The sequence below is a fragment of the Fulvivirga imtechensis AK7 genome (genome assembly GCF_000331535.1).
GTDB lineage: Bacteria > Bacteroidota > Bacteroidia > Cytophagales > Cyclobacteriaceae > Fulvivirga > Fulvivirga imtechensis.
In genome coordinates this window covers 1-19,136 of record NZ_AMZN01000034.1, presented here as the reverse complement: position 1 = coordinate 19,136, position 19,136 = coordinate 1, and the positions used below count along the sequence as shown (strand labels likewise).

The 19,136-nt window shown below is 42.2% G+C and carries 18 protein-coding genes; 10 read left to right on the top strand and 8 right to left on the bottom strand.

Features of this window, described 5'->3' with window-relative positions:
* Nucleotides 1-16: 16 nt before the first annotated feature.
* From C900_RS10455 to C900_RS10445, 3 genes are all read left to right on the top strand, one after another.
* Nucleotides 17-1,222, top strand: coding sequence for a DUF763 domain-containing protein (locus C900_RS10455; protein WP_040496434.1), 1,206 nt, complete (start codon nucleotides 17-19; stop codon nucleotides 1,220-1,222).
* 98 nt (nucleotides 1,223-1,320) lie between these two features.
* The gene (locus tag C900_RS10450) at nucleotides 1,321-1,566 is read left to right on the top strand and encodes an AbrB/MazE/SpoVT family DNA-binding domain-containing protein (protein WP_009579806.1); all 246 of its coding nucleotides are present in this window, start codon (nucleotides 1,321-1,323) and stop codon (nucleotides 1,564-1,566) included.
* Nucleotides 1,557-1,880, top strand: coding sequence for a type II toxin-antitoxin system PemK/MazF family toxin (locus C900_RS10445; protein WP_009579804.1), 324 nt, complete (start codon nucleotides 1,557-1,559; stop codon nucleotides 1,878-1,880). The genes C900_RS10450 and C900_RS10445 overlap by 10 nt, the downstream gene beginning before the upstream one ends.
* A gap of 36 nt (nucleotides 1,881-1,916) precedes the next feature.
* On the opposite strand, the gene C900_RS10440 is transcribed toward C900_RS10445, so the two are convergent.
* The 6 genes from C900_RS10440 to C900_RS29880 all read right to left on the bottom strand — a co-directional run bounded on the left by C900_RS10440 (nucleotide 1,917) and on the right by C900_RS29880 (nucleotide 6,224).
* Nucleotides 1,917-2,435, bottom strand: a complete 519-nt coding sequence (locus C900_RS10440) for a hypothetical protein (protein ID WP_009579802.1) — start codon at nucleotides 2,433-2,435, stop codon at nucleotides 1,917-1,919.
* Between the two features lie 61 nt (nucleotides 2,436-2,496).
* The gene (locus tag C900_RS10435) at nucleotides 2,497-3,258 is read right to left on the bottom strand and encodes a HEAT repeat domain-containing protein (protein ID WP_009579800.1); all 762 of its coding nucleotides are present in this window, start codon (nucleotides 3,256-3,258) and stop codon (nucleotides 2,497-2,499) included.
* A 155-nt stretch (nucleotides 3,259-3,413) separates the two neighbouring features.
* A complete protein-coding gene (locus C900_RS10430) occupies nucleotides 3,414-3,848 on the bottom strand; it encodes a hypothetical protein (protein WP_009579798.1) in 435 nt (144 codons plus the stop codon).
* On the bottom strand, nucleotides 3,845-4,648 hold the full coding sequence (locus C900_RS10425) for a DsbA family protein (RefSeq protein ID WP_245558419.1): 804 nt from the start codon (nucleotides 4,646-4,648) through the stop codon (nucleotides 3,845-3,847). Before C900_RS10425 ends, C900_RS10430 begins: the two co-directional genes overlap by 4 nt.
* A gap of 1 nt (nucleotide 4,649) precedes the next feature.
* Nucleotides 4,650-5,606, bottom strand: coding sequence for a manganese catalase family protein (locus C900_RS10420; RefSeq protein ID WP_009579793.1), 957 nt, complete (start codon nucleotides 5,604-5,606; stop codon nucleotides 4,650-4,652).
* 363 nt (nucleotides 5,607-5,969) lie between these two features.
* Nucleotides 5,970-6,224, bottom strand: a complete 255-nt coding sequence (locus tag C900_RS29880) for a hypothetical protein (protein WP_157493990.1) — start codon at nucleotides 6,222-6,224, stop codon at nucleotides 5,970-5,972.
* A 216-nt stretch (nucleotides 6,225-6,440) separates the two neighbouring features.
* Here C900_RS29880 and C900_RS10415 point away from each other — a divergent pair, with 216 nt between their 5' ends.
* The 3 genes from C900_RS10415 to C900_RS10405 all read left to right on the top strand — a co-directional run bounded on the left by C900_RS10415 (nucleotide 6,441) and on the right by C900_RS10405 (nucleotide 11,480).
* Complete coding sequence (locus C900_RS10415) at nucleotides 6,441-7,289, top strand: DUF1571 domain-containing protein (protein WP_040496431.1); 849 nt, start codon at nucleotides 6,441-6,443, stop codon at nucleotides 7,287-7,289.
* A 248-nt stretch (nucleotides 7,290-7,537) separates the two neighbouring features.
* Nucleotides 7,538-8,287: an outer membrane lipoprotein-sorting protein gene (locus C900_RS10410; RefSeq protein WP_009579789.1), complete on the top strand. Its 750-nt coding sequence runs from the start codon at nucleotides 7,538-7,540 to the stop codon at nucleotides 8,285-8,287.
* Nucleotides 8,288-8,399: 112 nt separating this feature from the next.
* Nucleotides 8,400-11,480, top strand: a complete 3,081-nt coding sequence (locus tag C900_RS10405; protein WP_009579788.1) for a WD40/YVTN/BNR-like repeat-containing protein — start codon at nucleotides 8,400-8,402, stop codon at nucleotides 11,478-11,480.
* Between the two features lie 256 nt (nucleotides 11,481-11,736).
* Here the strand turns inward: C900_RS10405 and C900_RS10400 are convergent, their stop codons facing one another.
* Together C900_RS10400 and C900_RS10395 are read right to left on the bottom strand one after the other, a co-directional pair.
* A complete protein-coding gene (locus C900_RS10400; RefSeq protein WP_009579787.1) occupies nucleotides 11,737-12,420 on the bottom strand; it encodes a histidine phosphatase family protein in 684 nt (227 codons plus the stop codon).
* 205 nt (nucleotides 12,421-12,625) lie between these two features.
* Complete coding sequence (locus C900_RS10395; RefSeq protein WP_009579786.1) at nucleotides 12,626-16,321, bottom strand: CHAT domain-containing protein; 3,696 nt, start codon at nucleotides 16,319-16,321, stop codon at nucleotides 12,626-12,628.
* 166 nt (nucleotides 16,322-16,487) lie between these two features.
* On the opposite strand from C900_RS10395, the gene C900_RS10390 reads away from it, so the two are divergent.
* From C900_RS10390 to C900_RS29875, 4 genes are all read left to right on the top strand, one after another.
* Nucleotides 16,488-17,111 (top strand): type IV toxin-antitoxin system AbiEi family antitoxin domain-containing protein, encoded by a 624-nt coding sequence (locus tag C900_RS10390; protein WP_040496429.1) that lies wholly within the window; start codon nucleotides 16,488-16,490, stop codon nucleotides 17,109-17,111.
* The gene (locus C900_RS10385; RefSeq protein WP_009579784.1) at nucleotides 17,104-17,880 is read left to right on the top strand and encodes a nucleotidyl transferase AbiEii/AbiGii toxin family protein; all 777 of its coding nucleotides are present in this window, start codon (nucleotides 17,104-17,106) and stop codon (nucleotides 17,878-17,880) included. The genes C900_RS10390 and C900_RS10385 overlap by 8 nt, the downstream gene beginning before the upstream one ends.
* 64 nt (nucleotides 17,881-17,944) lie before the next feature.
* The gene (locus C900_RS10380) at nucleotides 17,945-18,610 is read left to right on the top strand and encodes a hypothetical protein (protein ID WP_009579783.1); all 666 of its coding nucleotides are present in this window, start codon (nucleotides 17,945-17,947) and stop codon (nucleotides 18,608-18,610) included.
* A gap of 209 nt (nucleotides 18,611-18,819) precedes the next feature.
* On the top strand, nucleotides 18,820-18,966 hold the full coding sequence (locus tag C900_RS29875; protein WP_009579782.1) for a pinensin family lanthipeptide: 147 nt from the start codon (nucleotides 18,820-18,822) through the stop codon (nucleotides 18,964-18,966).
* Nucleotides 18,967-19,136 lie beyond the last annotated feature (170 nt).

The following is a 19,136-nucleotide window of genomic DNA, read 5'->3' as shown; positions in this document are numbered from 1 at the left end:
ATTAGTACATTTAAACATGAAACGATCGGGAAATGCAGACATGCCCTTGCACGGAGGTAAAGTGCCTTACTGGCTTGCTGGAAGAATGGCTAAGCTTGGTGGCGCCATCACTGAAGCTGTGGTATTGGAATATGGCAGGTCGGAATTTCTCAGGCGCCTGAGCGACCCTTTGTGGTTCCAGGCTTTTGGGGCGGTTCTGGGCATGGATTGGCACTCATCAGGTATCACCACCTCAGTAATGGGCGCCTTAAAGAAGAGTATCAATCCGATATCGTCATCATTGGGTATATTCATATGCGGTGGTCGTGGAAAGCACTCCCGTAAAACTCCTGACGAATTGCTATCGCTGGCAGAAAAGGTAGGCTTTGATGGCGATGTAATGGTGAAAAACAGCAAGTTAAGCGCTAAAGTCGACAACACTGCTATCCAAGATGGTTATCAGTTGTATCTCCATTCTTTTGTAGTAACAACCGAGGGCGAGTGGGTGGTTGTGCAGCAAGGAATGAACCAAACCAATGGTATGGCAAGAAGATACCACTGGCATTCACCCGGAATCCGATCATTTACTGAAAATCCACATTCCGGTGTATGCGGCCTAAACAAGGGGCCTATCCTCAACCTGACAGCCCCTGAAGCCAAACCAGCTAAAGAGGGCATAATGAACATCTCACGGGAAGAACCGGACCTCATGATGAAAGAGATCCGCAAAATCATTCTGCCAAGACACCATGACGTGAGAAAAGAGGATGTTAACCTGAAACGGCTGGGTAGTGTACTGGCATTAGCTAACAGCGGTAAGATAAATACCTTTGATGACCTGCTGATGGTCAACGGGCTTGGCCCCAGAACGTTACAGTCTCTGACATTGGTCAGTGAAGTAATTCATGGCACTCCCTCTCGCTTTAACGACCCTGCACGCTATAGCTTTGCTCATGGAGGGAAGGATGGCCACCCCTTTCCCGTGCCTACTAAGGTGTATGACGAAACCATGCATGTACTTAAAACCTCGGTTGAAAGAGCAAAAATAGGGCAGTCGGATAAGCAGAAGGCTGTTAAGAGCCTCCATGACCTCGCAGTCAGAATGGAAAAGAACTTTAAACCTGATCCTGACCGTTTTGAAAAGATTCTCGAGAAGGAAAGAAGCGACAGCTATAAGTACGGAGGCCGTACGGTGTTTGGAAAATCGAAGCCACCTGGCGGACAGTTGGATCTATTTGGATGAAGTATAGCCTATGCCTTTTTGCCGGAACTAAATATCACTGCAATTTGTAGGACTTACCATAATATGTAATCACTTTGTAATAACATTTAACGCTATTTATGGAAGTTTCTCTAATTAAAATCGGTAATTCAAAAGGAATAAGACTGAGTAAAACTTTGCTTGAAAAGTACAATTTGCGAGAAAAAGTTGAACTCATACTTGAAAAAGGCTATATAATTCTAAAACCATTATCTAATCCAAGAAAAGGGTGGGATGAAGCTTTTAAAAAGATGCATGAGAATGGGGATGATCAGCTTTTATTTGATGATGTCTTTAAAGATGAAAATCTTGAAGAATGGAATTAAATCAATATGACATCATACTGATCAATTTAGATCCTACCATAGGCAGCGAAATTAAAAAAACAAGACCTTGCACCATCATTAGTCCTGATGAAATGAATAGGTACCTAAGAGCAATAGTAGTCGCTCCAATGACTACCAAATCTAAAAACTACCCTACCAGGATTGAATTAAAACACAACAACAAAATTGGCTGGATTGTTCTGGATCAAATCAGAATTATTGACAAGCAACGAATCATAAAGAAGCTAGGCCGCTTATCCAAACCTGAGCTACAGGAGGTAAAAGCTGTAATCAAAGAAACTTACGTGGAATAAAAAACCTTCCAGCAACTATAAGCGTCTTATATCTGTCTATTTTTTGATGCCCTTTAAGCCCGTAAGATAAATCTTCCTTATACTCGCCTTCTCCTCTCGCTGCGCAATGGCCTCCATAGCACCAATAAGCGCACTGGTCTGCCACTGCTTAGTCTTTATAATTTGGACAAGAGCATATGCTGTGCTCCACCTCACTACTGTTCCCTTATGATCAGAGTTTTGAAGTAGATTTTTTACGGCTACTTCTAACCGGTCAGGAAACAAATGAGCAATATTCCCGATAACCCTTGCTGATTCCCATTTTATTCGAGGGACATCTTCTGTCAGAGCAGCGGAAAGAAAATCGCAACAATGGACAGTAACAATCTGAGGATTATCTTTAGTAACGTATTCGATAGCCTCAATGCATGAGGCTTTCACAGGATCTTTGGCTTTTTCAGCATAGCTAATAAGCCTCTCCAGCTCTAAAGGATTATTCGCAAGCCACCGGCTAAGCGCTTCTGTTTTCTCTTTTGGCTTTATGGCCTTATCGGTTATTATTTCTTCAAAGTTCATTGATTACAAAACTTATAAATAGCTTTAAATATAAAATATTAACACATTGTTATTCAATTATTTATTTTGAAAAATATTGCTCAATATAGGTTTTAGCCTCACCTGCTGTCAGCGCGGCAAAATTCTTGTAGCGCCTGTGTACATCTACAATTTCTTCTATCGCTTCTTTTACCAATATCTGATTGTCCCATGCGCTTAACGCTTGCACTACTACCGGCAGGCATCCTTTTTTATAAGCAATTTGTCCGAGCACATGTATAAGTGTATTCCGAACCCTTGATGTCTTATCGTGTTGCAATTGTTCCAGCAACGGTAAAATGTCCTGAGGATGTGTACGGCCTCTCAGTTCTATACCATGACAAACTTCTCGCCTGATCTCTTTATCATCATGATGGAGGTACAACTTTGCCCACTGCAATGTGGGAACGGGATTTTTCTCACTCATTTTCTTGAGCGACCCGATAACAGCATTTCGGACTGAATGATGGGGATCAAAAAGACCTGTGTCGAAGAAATATTGCACAGCTTCAAAGTTATGGATACCTATCTCTCCGGCAGCGTTCACTGCTGTTTGTCTTACCTTGGCAAGATCGGATCTCAATATTGTTTTGAGAATGACCAGAATACGGGCATGTAGTTCGGGGCTACTTTTATATACCTTTCCAACCGCCTGGTATGCTGCTTTTCTGACATAGGTATCATCATCCGAAAAGTATTTTAGGATACACCCGGCCTCACCATGGCGAAAACCTTCACCAATATTCTCCTGAATTCTGCGGACCAGCCTGACTCTGTCGCCTTTAGATAGATCATAGAATGCCATGTTTGCTACTCAATTTTACACTTTTATCAAACATAGCAAGGCCCTGTGACAACCTTATGTCAGGAGAAAAATATATTATCGTCTCACGAGGACATTTGTTTCAGGTAATGACTTCAGATTATTTAATCCGGTATACAATGATTTTTGATCAACATTTATTCGATATCCCACGAGGAAAAGACTCCGAAGATGACATGTGCCACCAGAAGTTGCACATAAAATTCCTTTAAATGAATCTTTGGCGGGTTTGGGTGCATTTTGAATGTCAGGTGCCAGATTGAAACACCAAAGACACCCGTAACACCCCCCATAGCTAAGCTTTTAAAAAATGAGGTGTTGATCCGGCTCTTTTGCCACAACTGATCATAGATCGTAGAAAAAAGCAGGCCAACTAAGTAATGCATGAGCCATCCTTCCACATCATTATGCCTCCTCCTGATCTCCAGCCTTTCTTCTATTCGCCTGGTCAGTTTGTTTAACAATTCAGGCTCTCTGAACTGTTTACCTCTGGCTGCTGAAATGGCGTAGCTAAAAGCTGTCATAGCAGTTGTGCCTATTGCTCCGGCTAATATCACTCTTAACAACCTCATTTTACTCCATATTTTTCAGCCATGTTCTCAGCCTCATTTGAGCCGAATGTCAATTCGGCTTCGCTCAGCTCTCTGTCAGTCAGGGTTCCCCAATATTTCCAGTAGTCGTCAATATTTTCAATCTTTCTCGATCTCTGGATACCAGGACAAACACTTTGCAGCGCTTGCAACAGCACACTATACGGTCTGTACCCGGTGATCATGACACCTTTTCGTCCCTTCACCTTGAGTGTTAATGTGGGGTAACGGTTAATTCCGATTTGCTTTACCCTTTTCAGGTCCTTTTTAAAATCAGATAGCGCCGCTCTTGAGGAAAAATCATGCTCAAACTGTTCATCATCCAACAACCCCGGCCACTCCTCTGCTACTTCGTGTGCGATCTGCTGAAGCACATCGCCTCGCGCCACATCCCTCAACTCCGTCATAACAGCTTCACGTACTCTTCTCAAATAATGCTCTCCTGCCTTTGCCCCTTGCAGCTCAGCGGTTTTTACTGCCAAACATGCCGGATATGATGATCTGGGAGGATTCTCCACCCACACCTTATCATTTACAGGCATTCCGGATATATGCTGAGCCTCTTTCCACACCGGCCCCATTTGAGTCGGTCGTGTCACAGAGTTCATTGGATCGTTGTATGCCTTCCAATCAGATAACAACCCAGTCATTCTGTACTTCCAGCGCACCTGATCTTTATATTCATACCTCAACCTTCGCCACTGAGGCTCAAAGGCCCAACTCCAACAGCAGAGCGGATCTGTGAAATATTCTATTTCCACCCTCCCTTTTTTATTATTCATATTAAACCTCCTGCTTGATCTTTCCTTTCTCATATCTGCTCCATTGGTTTTCGCCCTTAGGCACGGCTCCTTTTATGTGCTGAGTTCTCACTTTACTTAGGTCCTCTGTCTTCTCTTTGGCGCTTTCCATAGTCCTTTGGGTACCACTAACCGGCTCATCCAGTAGTCCGTTTGTTTTCAATACATGCTCTACAGGATCATCGATATACTCCCAGGTTTCACCCAAACCTGTAGAAACACCTTCGTTCCATGGTCCCTTCGCACTGGATCCATTAGACATATTAAAGTACTTATTGGAGTACCTGGGATCACCCTGTTGTATTCCCGGAGGAAAATTGGGTTGTATATTTTCCAGGGCAGCTTCAAACATTTGGAAATGCGCAATTTCACGGGTCATTAGAAACTGCAATGTCTCCTTCACGTAGGCATCGTCAGTAAATTGCATAAGATATTCATACACGATCTTTGCCCGTGATTCCGCAGCAATATTTGACCTGAGGTCTACAGTTAGGTCTCCGTTGGCAGTCACATAGGCTGCAGTCCATGGATTTCCGTTACTATCGGTCAATGTAGGACTACCTCCGCTATTATTAAGAAATTGGGGATTGGTCATCGACTGGTGGATCATATTTTCTTTGGCATCCTTTCCATCCAATAGTTGCATGATCTCTGACTTATCGGCAACATCTTTAAGCTCACCGTTAACACCATTGAGTAGCATTTGTATTGTGGCCCCCACTATTTCCAGGTGACTAAATTCCTCGGTGGCTATATCCATTAACAGATCATATTCTTTAGGGAAAGGTTGCCTGGCGGCAAAGGCCTGAACGAAATATTGCATGGCGGCCTTCAATTCTCCATTAGGTCCCCCGAATTGTTCCAGGAGCAAGCGGGCAAATCTTGGGTCTGCTTTGGAAACCCGCGCATTAAATTGTAGATCTTTGATGTGGTAAAACATAGGCTTTCTGTTTAGTTGGTAAATTAGCTTTGATGGAAGCAATTTCATGCCAGCCTTACCACCACCATAAGTCCTTTTAAAACAGAAATTTACCTGCTGTTCTTTTTTAATCGGTGTGGTTAATTATGCACTATGCTGAGGTCTTATCGTAACAGTGCCCAGTAGCTGAAGCTTTACGCTTTCTAAAATTCATGGCTATAAAACGTTTAATAATAAGCAGAATACCTCAGGTCTTTCTGTGGAATAAATAATAACAAAAAATCAGGCAGCAGATTTAAGTCAGCACATACCTCCATCTCACATCTTATATTTCAAACCTTGACCAGCGTCCTAACCAGTAAGGCCCAACCAGCTAACCAGAAACTACCTTCCCTTCATCTTGCTTTCCCAGTAGTTGGCTTCGCGTTGGAGGTCTATCTTCTGACGTGTATTTTTGGACCGGAGCAAGTCACTTACTTCTCCCTTAGAGGTGAGGTGATAGCAACTACAATATGCGCAATGATACACTGCAACAGGCCCGGCGCCTGATGATGAAGGGTATTGCGCTCTGGCACGGAGCAAAGCATCCTCCGCTTGTTCTTTGGTGTTATAACATGTCTTGCGCGTAGTGCAGTCCATAGCGTTCAGCGTATTTTTATAGCTTATAATAACTTTTATAACATATAAGTTGGCAAACTTAAAACATCCGGAACCATTTAGCCATTAATAATTTGGATTATTGGCTCGGTTACCTGAACTTTTTAAACAAGATTAATATTTAAATAATCACACCTGCCATTTGAAATTTTGATTTTTTTAAATCAAATTGTGGATTGGCCTCTTTAACTTTTTAATGTGATAACATTTTTTAACTTTTGCTTTCTTTTCACCTGCATTGTCTCAGGTATTTCTGTAAACCTGATTATGGCGCAGTCGGGCGCTGAAATTACCAGACAGATGTTTGATTCCACCAAAAAAATCAAGACGCTCACTTACAAAATGAAAAAAATGGAGCGTATAGAGGGAGAAATGACCACACAGATAGCATCGGTAAAGCTGCAACGCAACCCTTTCAAAGTCTACACACGTCAGGAATATCCTAATAATGGGCTGGAGGTATTGTATGCAGAGGGAGATAAAGCCGCGTTGATCAATCCTAATGGTTTTCCATGGTTTAACCTAAAACTTGATCCTACCGGTGACAGGATGAGGAAGAAGCAGCACCATACTATTCACAATGCCGGATATGATCATGTTGTGTCAATCCTGGAGCACCTGTTCAAAAAATATGAACATCAGATCAATGAGTTGACCACGCTTAAAACGGCAGACTGGCAAGGCCGTGAATGCTGGATAGTAGAGTTTAACAATCCTCACTTTAAATACGATACCTATACAGTCAGGCGTGGAGAATCGATTACTTCAATAGCCGCGAAGTATAAACTCAGTGGCTACATGCTTTTGGAAATAAATGAAGACATAGATGATTATGACGACATTTCCGAAGGCCAAAACATAACTATTCCTAACGACTACTCACCAAGAATGATCCTGTTCATCGACCAGAAGCTGATGGTGCCCGTGGTAATGAAGGTTTATGACAATAAGGGGCTTTATGAGCATTATGAATACTCTGAAATAAACATAGATCCCGACATCAAAAAAGAAGAGTTTACTGCGGAGTATGGGGCCTATGGGTTTTAGAGGCCAATAACCACCGTCACAAACCAATAAGCTCAATCGCGATACTTCATCCTGTTTGTACCCGCAGATTTAGATCAAAATTTCATTTCTCCATTCAACCCATCACTCCTAAGAACCAATTATCCGCCCGTATGCACTATTATCATTTGTATAATGATGATATCTGAATTTTTCACGTAATTAGGATCACTTTTTAATAGAAATATAAAGTTAAAAAGTGTCTAACTAATCAACTTAAATAATTCATTATGAAGCGTGTTAAATTATTCGCATTTATGCTAATTGTTGCCGTATCATCAGCTCATGCTCAAGATGCAGATGAGATCATCAACAATTACTTTGAAAATACCGGTGGGTATGATAACTGGGGGAATCTTGAAGGTGTAAAAATGACTTTTAAGGTTAAACAAGGAGGACTGGAAATTCCGGTTGAAGCTGTACAGATGGCCGATGGAAGGCAGTATTCAAAAATTACCTTTCAGGGCAATACTATCATGCAAGGTGTATATGACGGTAAAACCCTCTGGAATACTAACTTTCAGACCATGAAAGCAGAAAAAGCTGACTCTGAATCAACCGAAAGACAAAAACTCAATGAAAATGATTTTCCTGAAGCGCTTTACAACTACAAAGACAAGGGTTATAAAGTGGAATTTGTTGGCAAAGAAACCATTGAGGGTACAGAAACTTACAAGATTAAATTAACTAAAGAGCCGGTGACAGTGGACGGTGAAAAGCTGGACGACATAACCTTTTATTACTTTGACACCGAAAATTTTGTACCTATAGCTCAAGAAACTGAGGTATTGTCAGGGCCTCAAAAAGGAGTGATCGGACAGGTAACGTTCAGCGATTATCAGGAAGTAGATGGTTTTTACTTCCCATTCTCAATGACCCAGGGTATAAAAGATGGCGGATCTTCGCCAATAACAATAGATTCCATCGAGCTCAACCCAACCGTAAGCGATAATGATTTTGCTTTCCCGGAAGGAGAGTAACTAAAATCATGTACTGCCTCAATGGGAGCTATCCGTTGAGGCAGTTCCTTCACATATCGACTATATCCGATATCAACTAGACCTCATTTTATAATTGTAAACTTACTTTAGCATGAAGAATCTCATTTATGTAATGGCGTGCCTCTGTACAATACTTACCTCCCATGGACAAGCTCAGGAGGAAATAGTATTGTCGGGCAAGGAGCTGTTCGGAGACCTGCAAGCCCGGCAAATCGGCCCCGCATTGATGAGTGGCCGGATAAATGACCTGGAAGGACACCCGACCAATAATCGCATTATTTATGTCGGAGCTGCCGGGGGTGGTGTATGGAAGTCATTTGACGGTGGCGCTACTTTTAAACCTATATTTGACGAGCACGCGCAGTCTATCGGCACCGTAGCAATAGACCCAAAAGACCCCGATAATACCATATGGGTGGGTACCGGAGAAACCTGGACACGCAATAGTGTTTCTATTGGTGATGGCCTATACAAAACCAATGACGGTGGTAAAACGTGGGAGAAAGTAGGCTTTGACAAATCCGAACGCATAAGTAGTATTGAGATCAGTCCCAACAGCAGTGATATGTATGTTGGCGTGCTGGGCGCCCTTTGGGGTGACAGTGAAGAACGGGGCGTCTACAAATCATCCGATGGGGGGAAAACCTGGAATAAGATATTATATGTCGGCCCATCCACAGGTTGTGGCGACCTGATGATGGACCCAAAAGACCCCAGTACCCTATATGCATCGATGTGGGAGTTTAGAAGAACTGCCTGGTCATTCAGCTCAGGAGGCAACAAGAGCGCTCTATACAAATCTACTGACGGAGGTAAAACATGGAACAAGATACACAATGGTTTTCCTTCCGGGAAATTAGGCAGAATAGCCATCGCCATAGCGCCCTCAAATCCTCAAATATTGTATGCTGTATTGGAAACAGAAAAGGATAAGGACAATGGATTATACCGTTCTGATGATGGTGGCGCAAATTGGAAGCATCTGAATAACGATTTCGGATTGGTTGTACGACCTTTCTACTTTTCGCGAATTGTAGTAGATCCTAAAAATCCTGATGTAGTGGTGAAGGGCGGACTCTTTGGCTCTATCAGCCGTGATGGAGGTAAAACCTTTAAGAACCTTGGACCCATGCATGCTGATATACACGATATCCTATTCGATATCAACGATTCTGACAGGATGTATGTAGGCACTGATGGTGGGGTATACCGCTCCTGGAATGGTGGCACTACAATGGAGATCGTACCCAATCTGCCACTTTCACAGTACTACCATATAAGCGTTGACGATGCAGAGCCTTATAATATTTATGGTGGACTGCAGGACAATGGTTCCTGGTATGGCCCCTCCTCTTCTCCCGGCGGTGTAGAAGCCCGTGACTGGAATAGCATTGGTTTTGGTGACGGCTTCAGGGTGCTAAAGCATCCTACTAAGAACATTATATACTCCGAAATGCAGGGAGCTGAAAATGTTTGGAGATATGACGTGGAGAGAGATAAGGTAAAAACGATACAGCCACTACCGGTTAAAGGCGATCCAAAACTACGTTTCAACTGGAATGCTCCAATGGCAGTTAGTGTTCATCAGCCCGACCGGTTTTATATGGGTAGCCAGTTCCTTCATAAATCGGAAGATATGGGCAATACCTGGGTAAAAATATCACCTGACCTGACTACCAATGATCCGGCAAAGCAAAACCAGGAGAGCTCCGGGGGCTTGTCAAAAGATAATTCAGGCGCTGAAAACCACACCACCATCTTTACTATTGCGGAATCCCCAATTGATGAGAAAGTGATCTGGGTAGGAACAGACGATGGAAATGTGCAGGTAACTCGGGATGGGGGTAAAACCTGGACGAACACTGTAGCGAACATACAAGGCCTGCCTAAAAATACATGGTGCTATCACATTGAAGCCAGCAATTTCAATATAGGAACGGCATACGCAGTATTCGAAGGCCATACCAAAAACGATATGAACGCCTATGTCTATAAAACCTCTGATTTTGGCAAAACATGGAAATCCATTGTAACCGATGAGATATACGGTTTTGCCCGCAACATTCAGGAAGATTATGTAAATGAAGATCTGTTATTTTTAGGCACTGAATTTGGCCTCTACATTACAGTAGATGGTGGTAAGCATTGGAATAAATTTACCAACAATATGCCTGCTGTGGCTGTCCACTACATTGAGCTTCATAAAAAGACCAATGATTTGATCATGGGTACACATGGACGAGGCATTATCATCATTGACGACATATCTCCTTTGAGAGAGCTAAGTCAGGATGTATTACAAAAGGATGTTCATTTTTTTGCTTCAAAACCTACGATAATGGTAGAAGAAAGTGGCTTTGGTGGTGGAAGTACTGAGACGCAGTTTGTAGGCCCGAATCCCTCTAAAGCAGCCAGAATAGTATACTACCTGAAGAAGCGGCATACATTTGGTAAAATGAATATGGAGATAAAGGACAACGGAGGAAATACTGTAATGGAACTAACCCCGGGAAAATCCAAAGGTATAAATGTGGTAACCTGGAACTATATGATCAGGCAGCCTAAAGTAGCGAAAGGCAAAACGTTCAGCTTTGGTGGTTTTACATCACCACGTGTCCCGGCTGGCACATACAAGGTAGTGCTTACCAAAGGAAAGGACACCTATGAAACTGATCTTGTTCTGGAGTATGACCCTAGTTCATTGCTAACAGCGGCCGAACGGGAGGAGAAGCATAACATTACAATGAAACTGTACAACATGAACGAGGAATTGGCTTATGTGGTATACGAAATGGATGAGTATATAGCCAGAGCTGAAAGCCTGATGAAGGAAGATGCTAAAGCCAAAAAGACTGCTGAAGCGGTAGCGAAATCACTGAACGACCTGAAGGATACAATGGTGATCACCAAAGGGGATAACTATGTGGGCTCTGCTGAGCCACAACTACGTGAAAAACTGTCGGACCTGTATAGCAAAATAGCCTCCGGCTATGAAAAGCCGTCAGCTTCTGAAATGCAAAACCTGCAGTTGCTGGAAGAGCGATTTAACAAAGCCAAAGCTGATTTCAACAAGATCAAAGAGAAAGAAGTAAGCAAAATGAATACTTACATTCAAAAGAACAATCTTAAGCCTGTTGAGCTAAAGTCTTTTGAAGACTTTTTGAAGATCTGATCTTAGAATTTACTGACAAAAGCTGCCCCGGGAGTCACTGTACTTCCGGGGCTTTTTTGAAAATTATAGATTTGAGATCTGAGATTTGAGATGTCAGATTAACGCGAGTTCAGAGAGCACAGAGAAATTTCGTTGTGTTTCTCCAACAAAGCCTCCGATACCTCTGCGGTTACAAACCTTTAATTTATCATGGTCAGTGCACTGGCATGTGTTTGTTACAAACTCACTGTAGATTATGTTTCCTTGTACCTCATGGCTAGCTGCTTATGGCTTGCTTGACTCTTGTGGCCAAAATATTTACTCCCAGATAACTCCTCCCTCCCTTTCTCACCAGGTGCCATCCATTTTTCCTCAAATACTTGCTGACATACCGGTTATGGAAACCATGTGCTACCACCATAACCGTCCGATGAAGCTGCGCTTCCTTTGCTAAAAAATCAGCATTAGCGCGAGTTCTTAGCTTTGCCTGCTTTACATTTTCAATTTCCCGGCTATTGAACCCAAAATACCACAGCACACGGGAAACAACGGTCCAAAATTTCAGGGGCAGGTGAATATTAAGAAAAGGAATTATCCTCTTTTCAAACTCCCTGAACCTGCTATCCGGGATCATCTGAAAACGGCTACCAAAAATCAATTCGGCTGTATGTTGCGCGCGAGGAAGGGTACTGTGATAGACCTTTACATTCTCTAAATTCTCTGTGCAAATTGGTCCGACTTCAAAGGGCTTCACTCCTACCAGATCGTATTTTTTACTGTAGGTTATTATTTTTCGTCTGTTGTACCACAGCACTCGTTCCAATTCAGGCTCTCCATGTCGAATAAGAATGATCTGAGCAAATCTGTTCGCAGCATCATTAAATATTTCAACGCATGATGACGGTTGCTGATGACTGTAATATAACTTCAGGTCTTTAATAGATGGTATTTCCTCACTCATTACACAGATACTATTATTCTCCAACAAAAAAACAACTACACTGTTACTGCTGGCTGCTGGTCACTCTGGCTATTGGTCACTGGTTATTGGGCGGGTGGTGGCTATTCGTGGCACCACTATCTTCACTATGCAGATAGTGGTGCCACCGACAAACTGAAAACTGAGAACCGAGAACGGTGAAACCGAGAACTGAGAACAAAAAACATCACCGGTTACACGTGAGCACAAACGCGCCCCAATAATAAGGCTCCGGATATTGCGCCTTAATAGCCATCATGGTGTTGTTGAATGAAGCAGACAAATCCTTAGTCTTGACCAGGCGCTGATAAAATTCAACCATAAATTGCTGTGTTACCTGATCATCCACTTTCCACAGTGAAGTCACCAGGTTTTCTACCCCAGCCCGCTGGAAGGCTCGTTTTAGTCCATAAAGACCTTCTCCGGCTACCACCTCTCCCAGCCCAGTTTCACAAGCGGAAAGCACAACCAGCTTTGATTTGAACAAGTACATATCCTGGATCTCTGCTGCTGTAAGGATACCCTCTGGACGCAATTGATAACCATCCTCTTTCGGAATTTGAGCATGCGCCAACACCAGTCCCGAACCGGACAGCGATTCATATAGCTGATGACGTTCAGGAACCCCGGGTAGCAGGTCCATCCAGAATCCATGGGTGGCAAAATGGAGCAGATCAGCCTGATTGTGTGCAAAAATAGCCTGTTTTGTAGCATCACGATACATTAACGTGTGTATATCTATCTGATTATCTTTTAGTAAAGATCCAATACACTCTACTTCTGTTTTGGTTCCCGGAAGGCCGTTGAGTCTATTCTGCAGTAACGAGCTACGTGTGGTCGGCGCTGTAGTGGCTTCCTCCGAACGTTCACCCTTTACATACTCGGGATTACCGAGTAGCATTGCTGTACTTAGCTCCACAGGTTCATCAGATGATATTTGGCTAATCGTTGGCACAACCTCCAACTCGATTTCTTCCAGAAGGTGGCTTTGGGTTTCACGGTTAAATAAAGTAGCTGGGTTGATCAGGTGAAAAACACCATCAGGTGCCCAGAATATTTTTTTTATACCCGCCAGATGAGCTGCCAGGGGCTCCCAAAATGCACCGTAAGACAGCGTATCAGGCTGTTTATACTTAATGGCGTTGTTGTAAAAATGGTAGCTCCGCGTTTCGAGCTTTTCGCCATCGGGGAAATGTACAAACCCTACATCCTGTGAATCCTTCCTGATCACAAAAGCGGCATATTTCAATGCGCCACCATGATATACTTTATGGTTTGCACGATATCTTACTATTTCAACTGCCGCCTCTCCATGTTTCAACTGGTTTCGTATAGCCTCAGCATCCGGAAGGTGGTCAAAATAAAAGCTTGCTGTATCCCTTGACAAGCGAATCATTTCACTTTCTGTTTGACCTATCTCCTGCTTCAGAAGATGAATATCGTCTGGCTGAGTTTTTCCTTCTACATACAACTTGTTGAGATATTCCCGCAATAGCCGCCACTTTTCGTATTGCATTTGCACCTGTGGGCTCTCCGATTGATACACATCATAGAGCATCCGGAAAGTACCCCTTAAAATGTAGGAATGATAGAACAAGGTTTGCTTTAGGGCCTCTTCCAAAGCCTGATCAAAGTGTGGTTCATTCACAGACTGCATCTCTTCAAGGAGGCTCATGAAGCGACTGAGCATTTCCTGCTGCAAGACAAAGTAGGATATCTGAGCTTCTTCCGAAAAAGAGAGCCGAAATGCCTGAGACTTCATGTTTTCAATAACAAACAGGCTTAGGTACATAGACAAAGCCTCTTCATACCGACCATCTCGACCAAGAAAAAAGGCAAGCTCTTTTTTCCAGTCACTGGCCAGGAAGTACTCTCCCTGCGCCTCCAGCGATTCGATGTTATGCAGGTAAAGTCCCGGGTAATAAGAACTACCTAAAAACCCGGCCAGCCTGCTCACATGCCGGCTTGAAATCAGGTCCATGTACAGGAAAAGAGCGTTTTCATCATTCTTAATGCTGCTCATGTACTTAGTAAAAGTCTTCTCCAACTGACTTAATTCGGTCACTGCACCGGTTTTAGCACCAAACAGATTTCTGTGCTGTGTCTCCATCCAATATTTTCCCGCCAACGAAGTGCCTTTCTCCTGTTTCTCAAGTAGATTTTGGTAATAACTATCCACCATGCCATAGAGAGAATCGGCAGCGTTCCAATTGCCGGTAGTTTCAGCAAATGCCGCCATGGTTTTCCAATATTCAGCAGGATAAGATCCATCCGTACAGTCATACAATAATTTTGCAAGCGTTTCTGCATTCCTACCTTCCTCGAATAAGCCTGTAGCTGTATAAAACTCCAGCATAGTCAAGGCCATATCCAGCATATCGTTACTTTCCACAAGTGTACCTCCCAGGTAAAGAAATGCCTCTTTCATGGTAGCATTACCCGACAACATACGCCATAGTGGTAGGTACAATTTCATATGTTTCCCAGCCTGCTGAATAATAAGATCTGCTGACTCGTAATCCTGCACCCGGATAAAATGCTGCAGAGCAGAAAGCGAATAGCGTTTCCAGATCACAGGCACTTGAAACAGTAGTTCCTGATCAAAAGTAGCTTTGTTGCCATAAAAACCACTTTCGTCAAGGTTTCCTGCCAATTCCAGGCTATCCGGAAGCAGCTTCCGTACCAGATTTTCATAAGCCTGCTCCATAAGATCGCTCATTTTCATAGCTTCCCCCAGGCGAAAAGACAATGTCTCCCTTTCGTTATCATAATTAGAAAGGTGGGACAACCCTGAATACAAGTCAGAGATCATGTCGGGAGACGTATAGATCAAACTACTGTAGCGATGGCTGCCAGCATAGGCAAAAGCAGCGTCCGTCCATTTCAGCGCAAGATTGTAATCCTTAACTTCAATCGCACTCAACGCATTTTTGTACAGTTCAAAAAATTCCTCAGCTTCATCGTAAAGCTGTTGTACATCTATTTTTTCAAGGGTATCAGAAGGAATTTCGAAAGATCCATAGGTGAGGAAAGGATGTTTATCCCGCTTTGATTTATTAACTTCTTCAATATTTTCTACAACTCTTAACGGAACCGCCCACCAATGATCCGGAACCTTCCTGTAGCCATTGGTGAAGTAAGCTGAAGACCGGCTTATTATCAGATACCTATATCTTTCCAGTTGAAGTGTTCCGTATAAATTGGAGCTATACTCCTTTTCATCAACTCCAGCCTGCAACGTATCTTCTATAAAAAACGTGCTGATGGATAAATCATCTGCCGTCAACTGATCATTTTCACTCAGCAACACTTCTAACTGGCTGTTGAAAGTTCCTAAAAGATCCGGACAGCAGCTAAGGTTATGGGTTACGTTCAGGTGCAGGGTTGTCTCTTCATTATACTCGGATATACGCAGGTGAGTGATATGAGCATCCGTCACTGACATTTTATAGCTATAAACCTGGGCCTTTTTTCTCAGTATATTGCTTCGTGGTGAGAAATGAGCAGTATCAGAGGCATAAAAAGTGGTGAGCAGGTAGTATTCACGCGGCGCTAATGTATGCTTCACCTGAGTCTCCTGATATGAAAAACCGGCGAACGACCAGAGTGTATCTAAGAGAATGACATCATTGGCATCTGGTATGCTATCTGGTGAAATTAATATCTCCAGTCTTCCTTCCAGGGGCTGATCAGGCACGGTATAGGTTAACTTGAGGGCGGACCAATTGAACAGAAAAGGTTCATCTTCGCTGATTACATGGTCGTAATCTCCAATCGACTGTGTAGAATAATCGGAAATTTCGTAACCCACTCGCTCCTGTGCCTCGATGTGGCAATTAAAGCTGTGAAAAAAAGAAGCGAGCAACAGAAGTTTTTTAATCATGACCAGTTACAACGACCTTAAAAATATATATTATTGGTGACCAGTCCTAATGAAGCTGTGTATGTTTCGATTATTGCTTCAAGAAGATGCTCAGTAATAAAACATTCTCCCTAAAGCTTTTATTTATTTCAGTTATGAGCTAAATTTCACCCATAACTGAAATAAATTGAATATAAGTTTTATCAGATTTAAAACAGAGCTACAGCCATTTGTGCTGTTTTCCGTGCAAGATGCTCGAAAGCATTTCTCAGGGTTTGACCGAAAGCGGCTGACCGAATGGCAAAAAAAAGGATATATCCAAAAAGTAGCAAGAGAGTACTACCTATTTACAGATGTACAGAAGGAAATTAATTTATGGTGGTATGTCGCTAACCGTGTTTTTGAACCCTCCTATGTATCCTTACAATCAGCACTAAGTTACTATGGTTTTATTCCCGAGGCGGTTTTTCATGTTATGTCCATAACAACAAAAAAAACAAAAGAAGTAGATACGCCTGATGTTCGTTTTATCTACCGCAATATGAAGCAAACACACTATTTTGGCTATACACTTATTCCCTATGGGAAAGAACATCAAATCCGATTGGCTGAACCTGAAAAGGCATTACTAGACCTGCTCTATCTAGAGACATCAATCAAAAAACAGGAGGATTTTAATGCCTGGAGGTTTAACAAACAAGTGATTTTGGAAACCGCGAATATGACACTCATGGAAGAGTATGCCCGGTTGATGCAAAACAATCTTTTTTATCACCGTTTCTTAAAGTTTAAAGAGTGGTTGAATGCTTAGTTTAAAAGAAATAAAAAAATTCTACCCGCAGTCTTTGCATTATGCGGAGGAATTCCTCATTCGTGAATTCCTTCAATACAAGCTACTTGAAATTGTATATGAATCTGAATTAGGCCAACATTTAATTTTTTTGGGAGGTACCTGCCTAAGGTTGATTCATGGCAATAGTCGCTTTTCCGAAGACCTGGATTTTGACAATAAAGGATTGAATAAAAATGACTTCACAGCAGTTTCCGAATTGATAAGGAAAGGGTTAGAGTTGGAGGGATATGAAGTGGAACTTAAAGTAGTTCACAAAGGAGCCTTTCACTGCTACATTCGTTTCCCCGGTCTTTTATTTAAACAAGGTTTGTCTGGACATCAAGAACAAAAAATACTCATTCAATTGGACACTGAACCACAAAACTATAACTACACTCCTGAAAAAATTCTTCTCAACAAATTTGATGTATTCACCGAAATACTCTCCACACCTTTACCTACACTACTGTCTCAGAAATTTTATGCGGTACTCAACAGAAAACGAAATAAAGGACGTGATTTCTTCGACATTGTGTTTCTTCTAAGCCTCCAAATTGAACCCGACTGGAAATACCTGAAACAAAAAGCCAAAATCTCAGGGAAAACAGATCTAAAAGACGCTATTATTGAACATTGTGGCAAGATCGATATGAAGGAAATGGCAAGAGATGTAGAACCCTTTCTGTTTCAGGCAAAAGATTCAAAAAAAGTAATACATTTTTCGCAATTGATAGAACAAACCTATTAGAGTAACACACATTAACAGAAGCTTCTCAACCCCCTTAAATTTTGATATTCCAACAGGACAAACAATGACCCGGTATTTATCAGAAGAGCAGACATTGAAAGCCATAGAGGTACTTCAAAAGGAAGGTATCCCTTTTTACTACGACTATGAGAAGCACCGAATAATTATTAATGATCAAAACGGACAGGAAATTATTTACCTCAGGCTACCCCTTACCATCCCTCCTATTCAAGACCTGACAGAGTTTTATGACCCTGTTCACTATGTCATACTACTGATACAATCCGGTAGCAGCGCTGTAGCTTTTTGTGAGGGCGATGAAATGATCGATCATAAAGTGTTTAAATCTTATATGGTCAGAAAAAAGCAGGGAAAGAGCCAAGTGAAGTACCTAAAGACAAAAGGAAAATCACGAGCCGGCTCGAGGGTACGGTTAGCCAATACACTTGACTTCTTTGAAAATATAAATGAAAGGCTTCAGGACCACTTTGAAGACTATACTGTCGACCGCATAGCATTAAGCTGCTCAAAAACGTTGATCCCTTATCTTTTCAATTCAAAAGTGCCTTGTCCTTTCGATAAAAAAGATGAACGGATTTATAAAATACCAAGACACATACCTACCCCCGGATATGACATACTGGTAGAAACGCACGGGTACCTACAGCAGAGTGAGTTGATGTATTATGAAGAAAATCACCACCTGATAAGCCATTTAACAGGGTTTTGAAAGGTTTACATTAAATCTTACATACCGTTCATGTAATTTCGTCATCTACGGGGCCCGTTATCCGGCGCATTCACCCCTGCCGTCAATTGTATGCGTCAACGAAACACATTAAAGCTGCACAAAATAGCACATGATGTAGCATCTGTGGTTGTTTGCTCTGGCCTCCCGGAGTATATTAGTTACCATAAAACCAACTAATAACTAAGATTATGAAAAAGAACAAATTGAAACTCAAAGACCTAAAGGTAAACAGCTTTGTAACCATCGATAAAATTAAGGGTGGAGCTGATCGTTGTACAGGATGCATGTCTACCTGTGGCATTTTGCCTCCCACCGGTACACCTTGTGGAGAGTAACAATAAGTAGGAGTTGCCTCAAAAGACCAGTCATCCCGAGGCAACCAACAACTTTAGTTGATTTTGAGGATAATGACAAATTAACCGACCGGCCTTGAGAAAATGGCGTTAAGAATTTCAATGCCACACGTACATGTTATAAATCACACTGTTTGAGCCCCGTTTTTTCA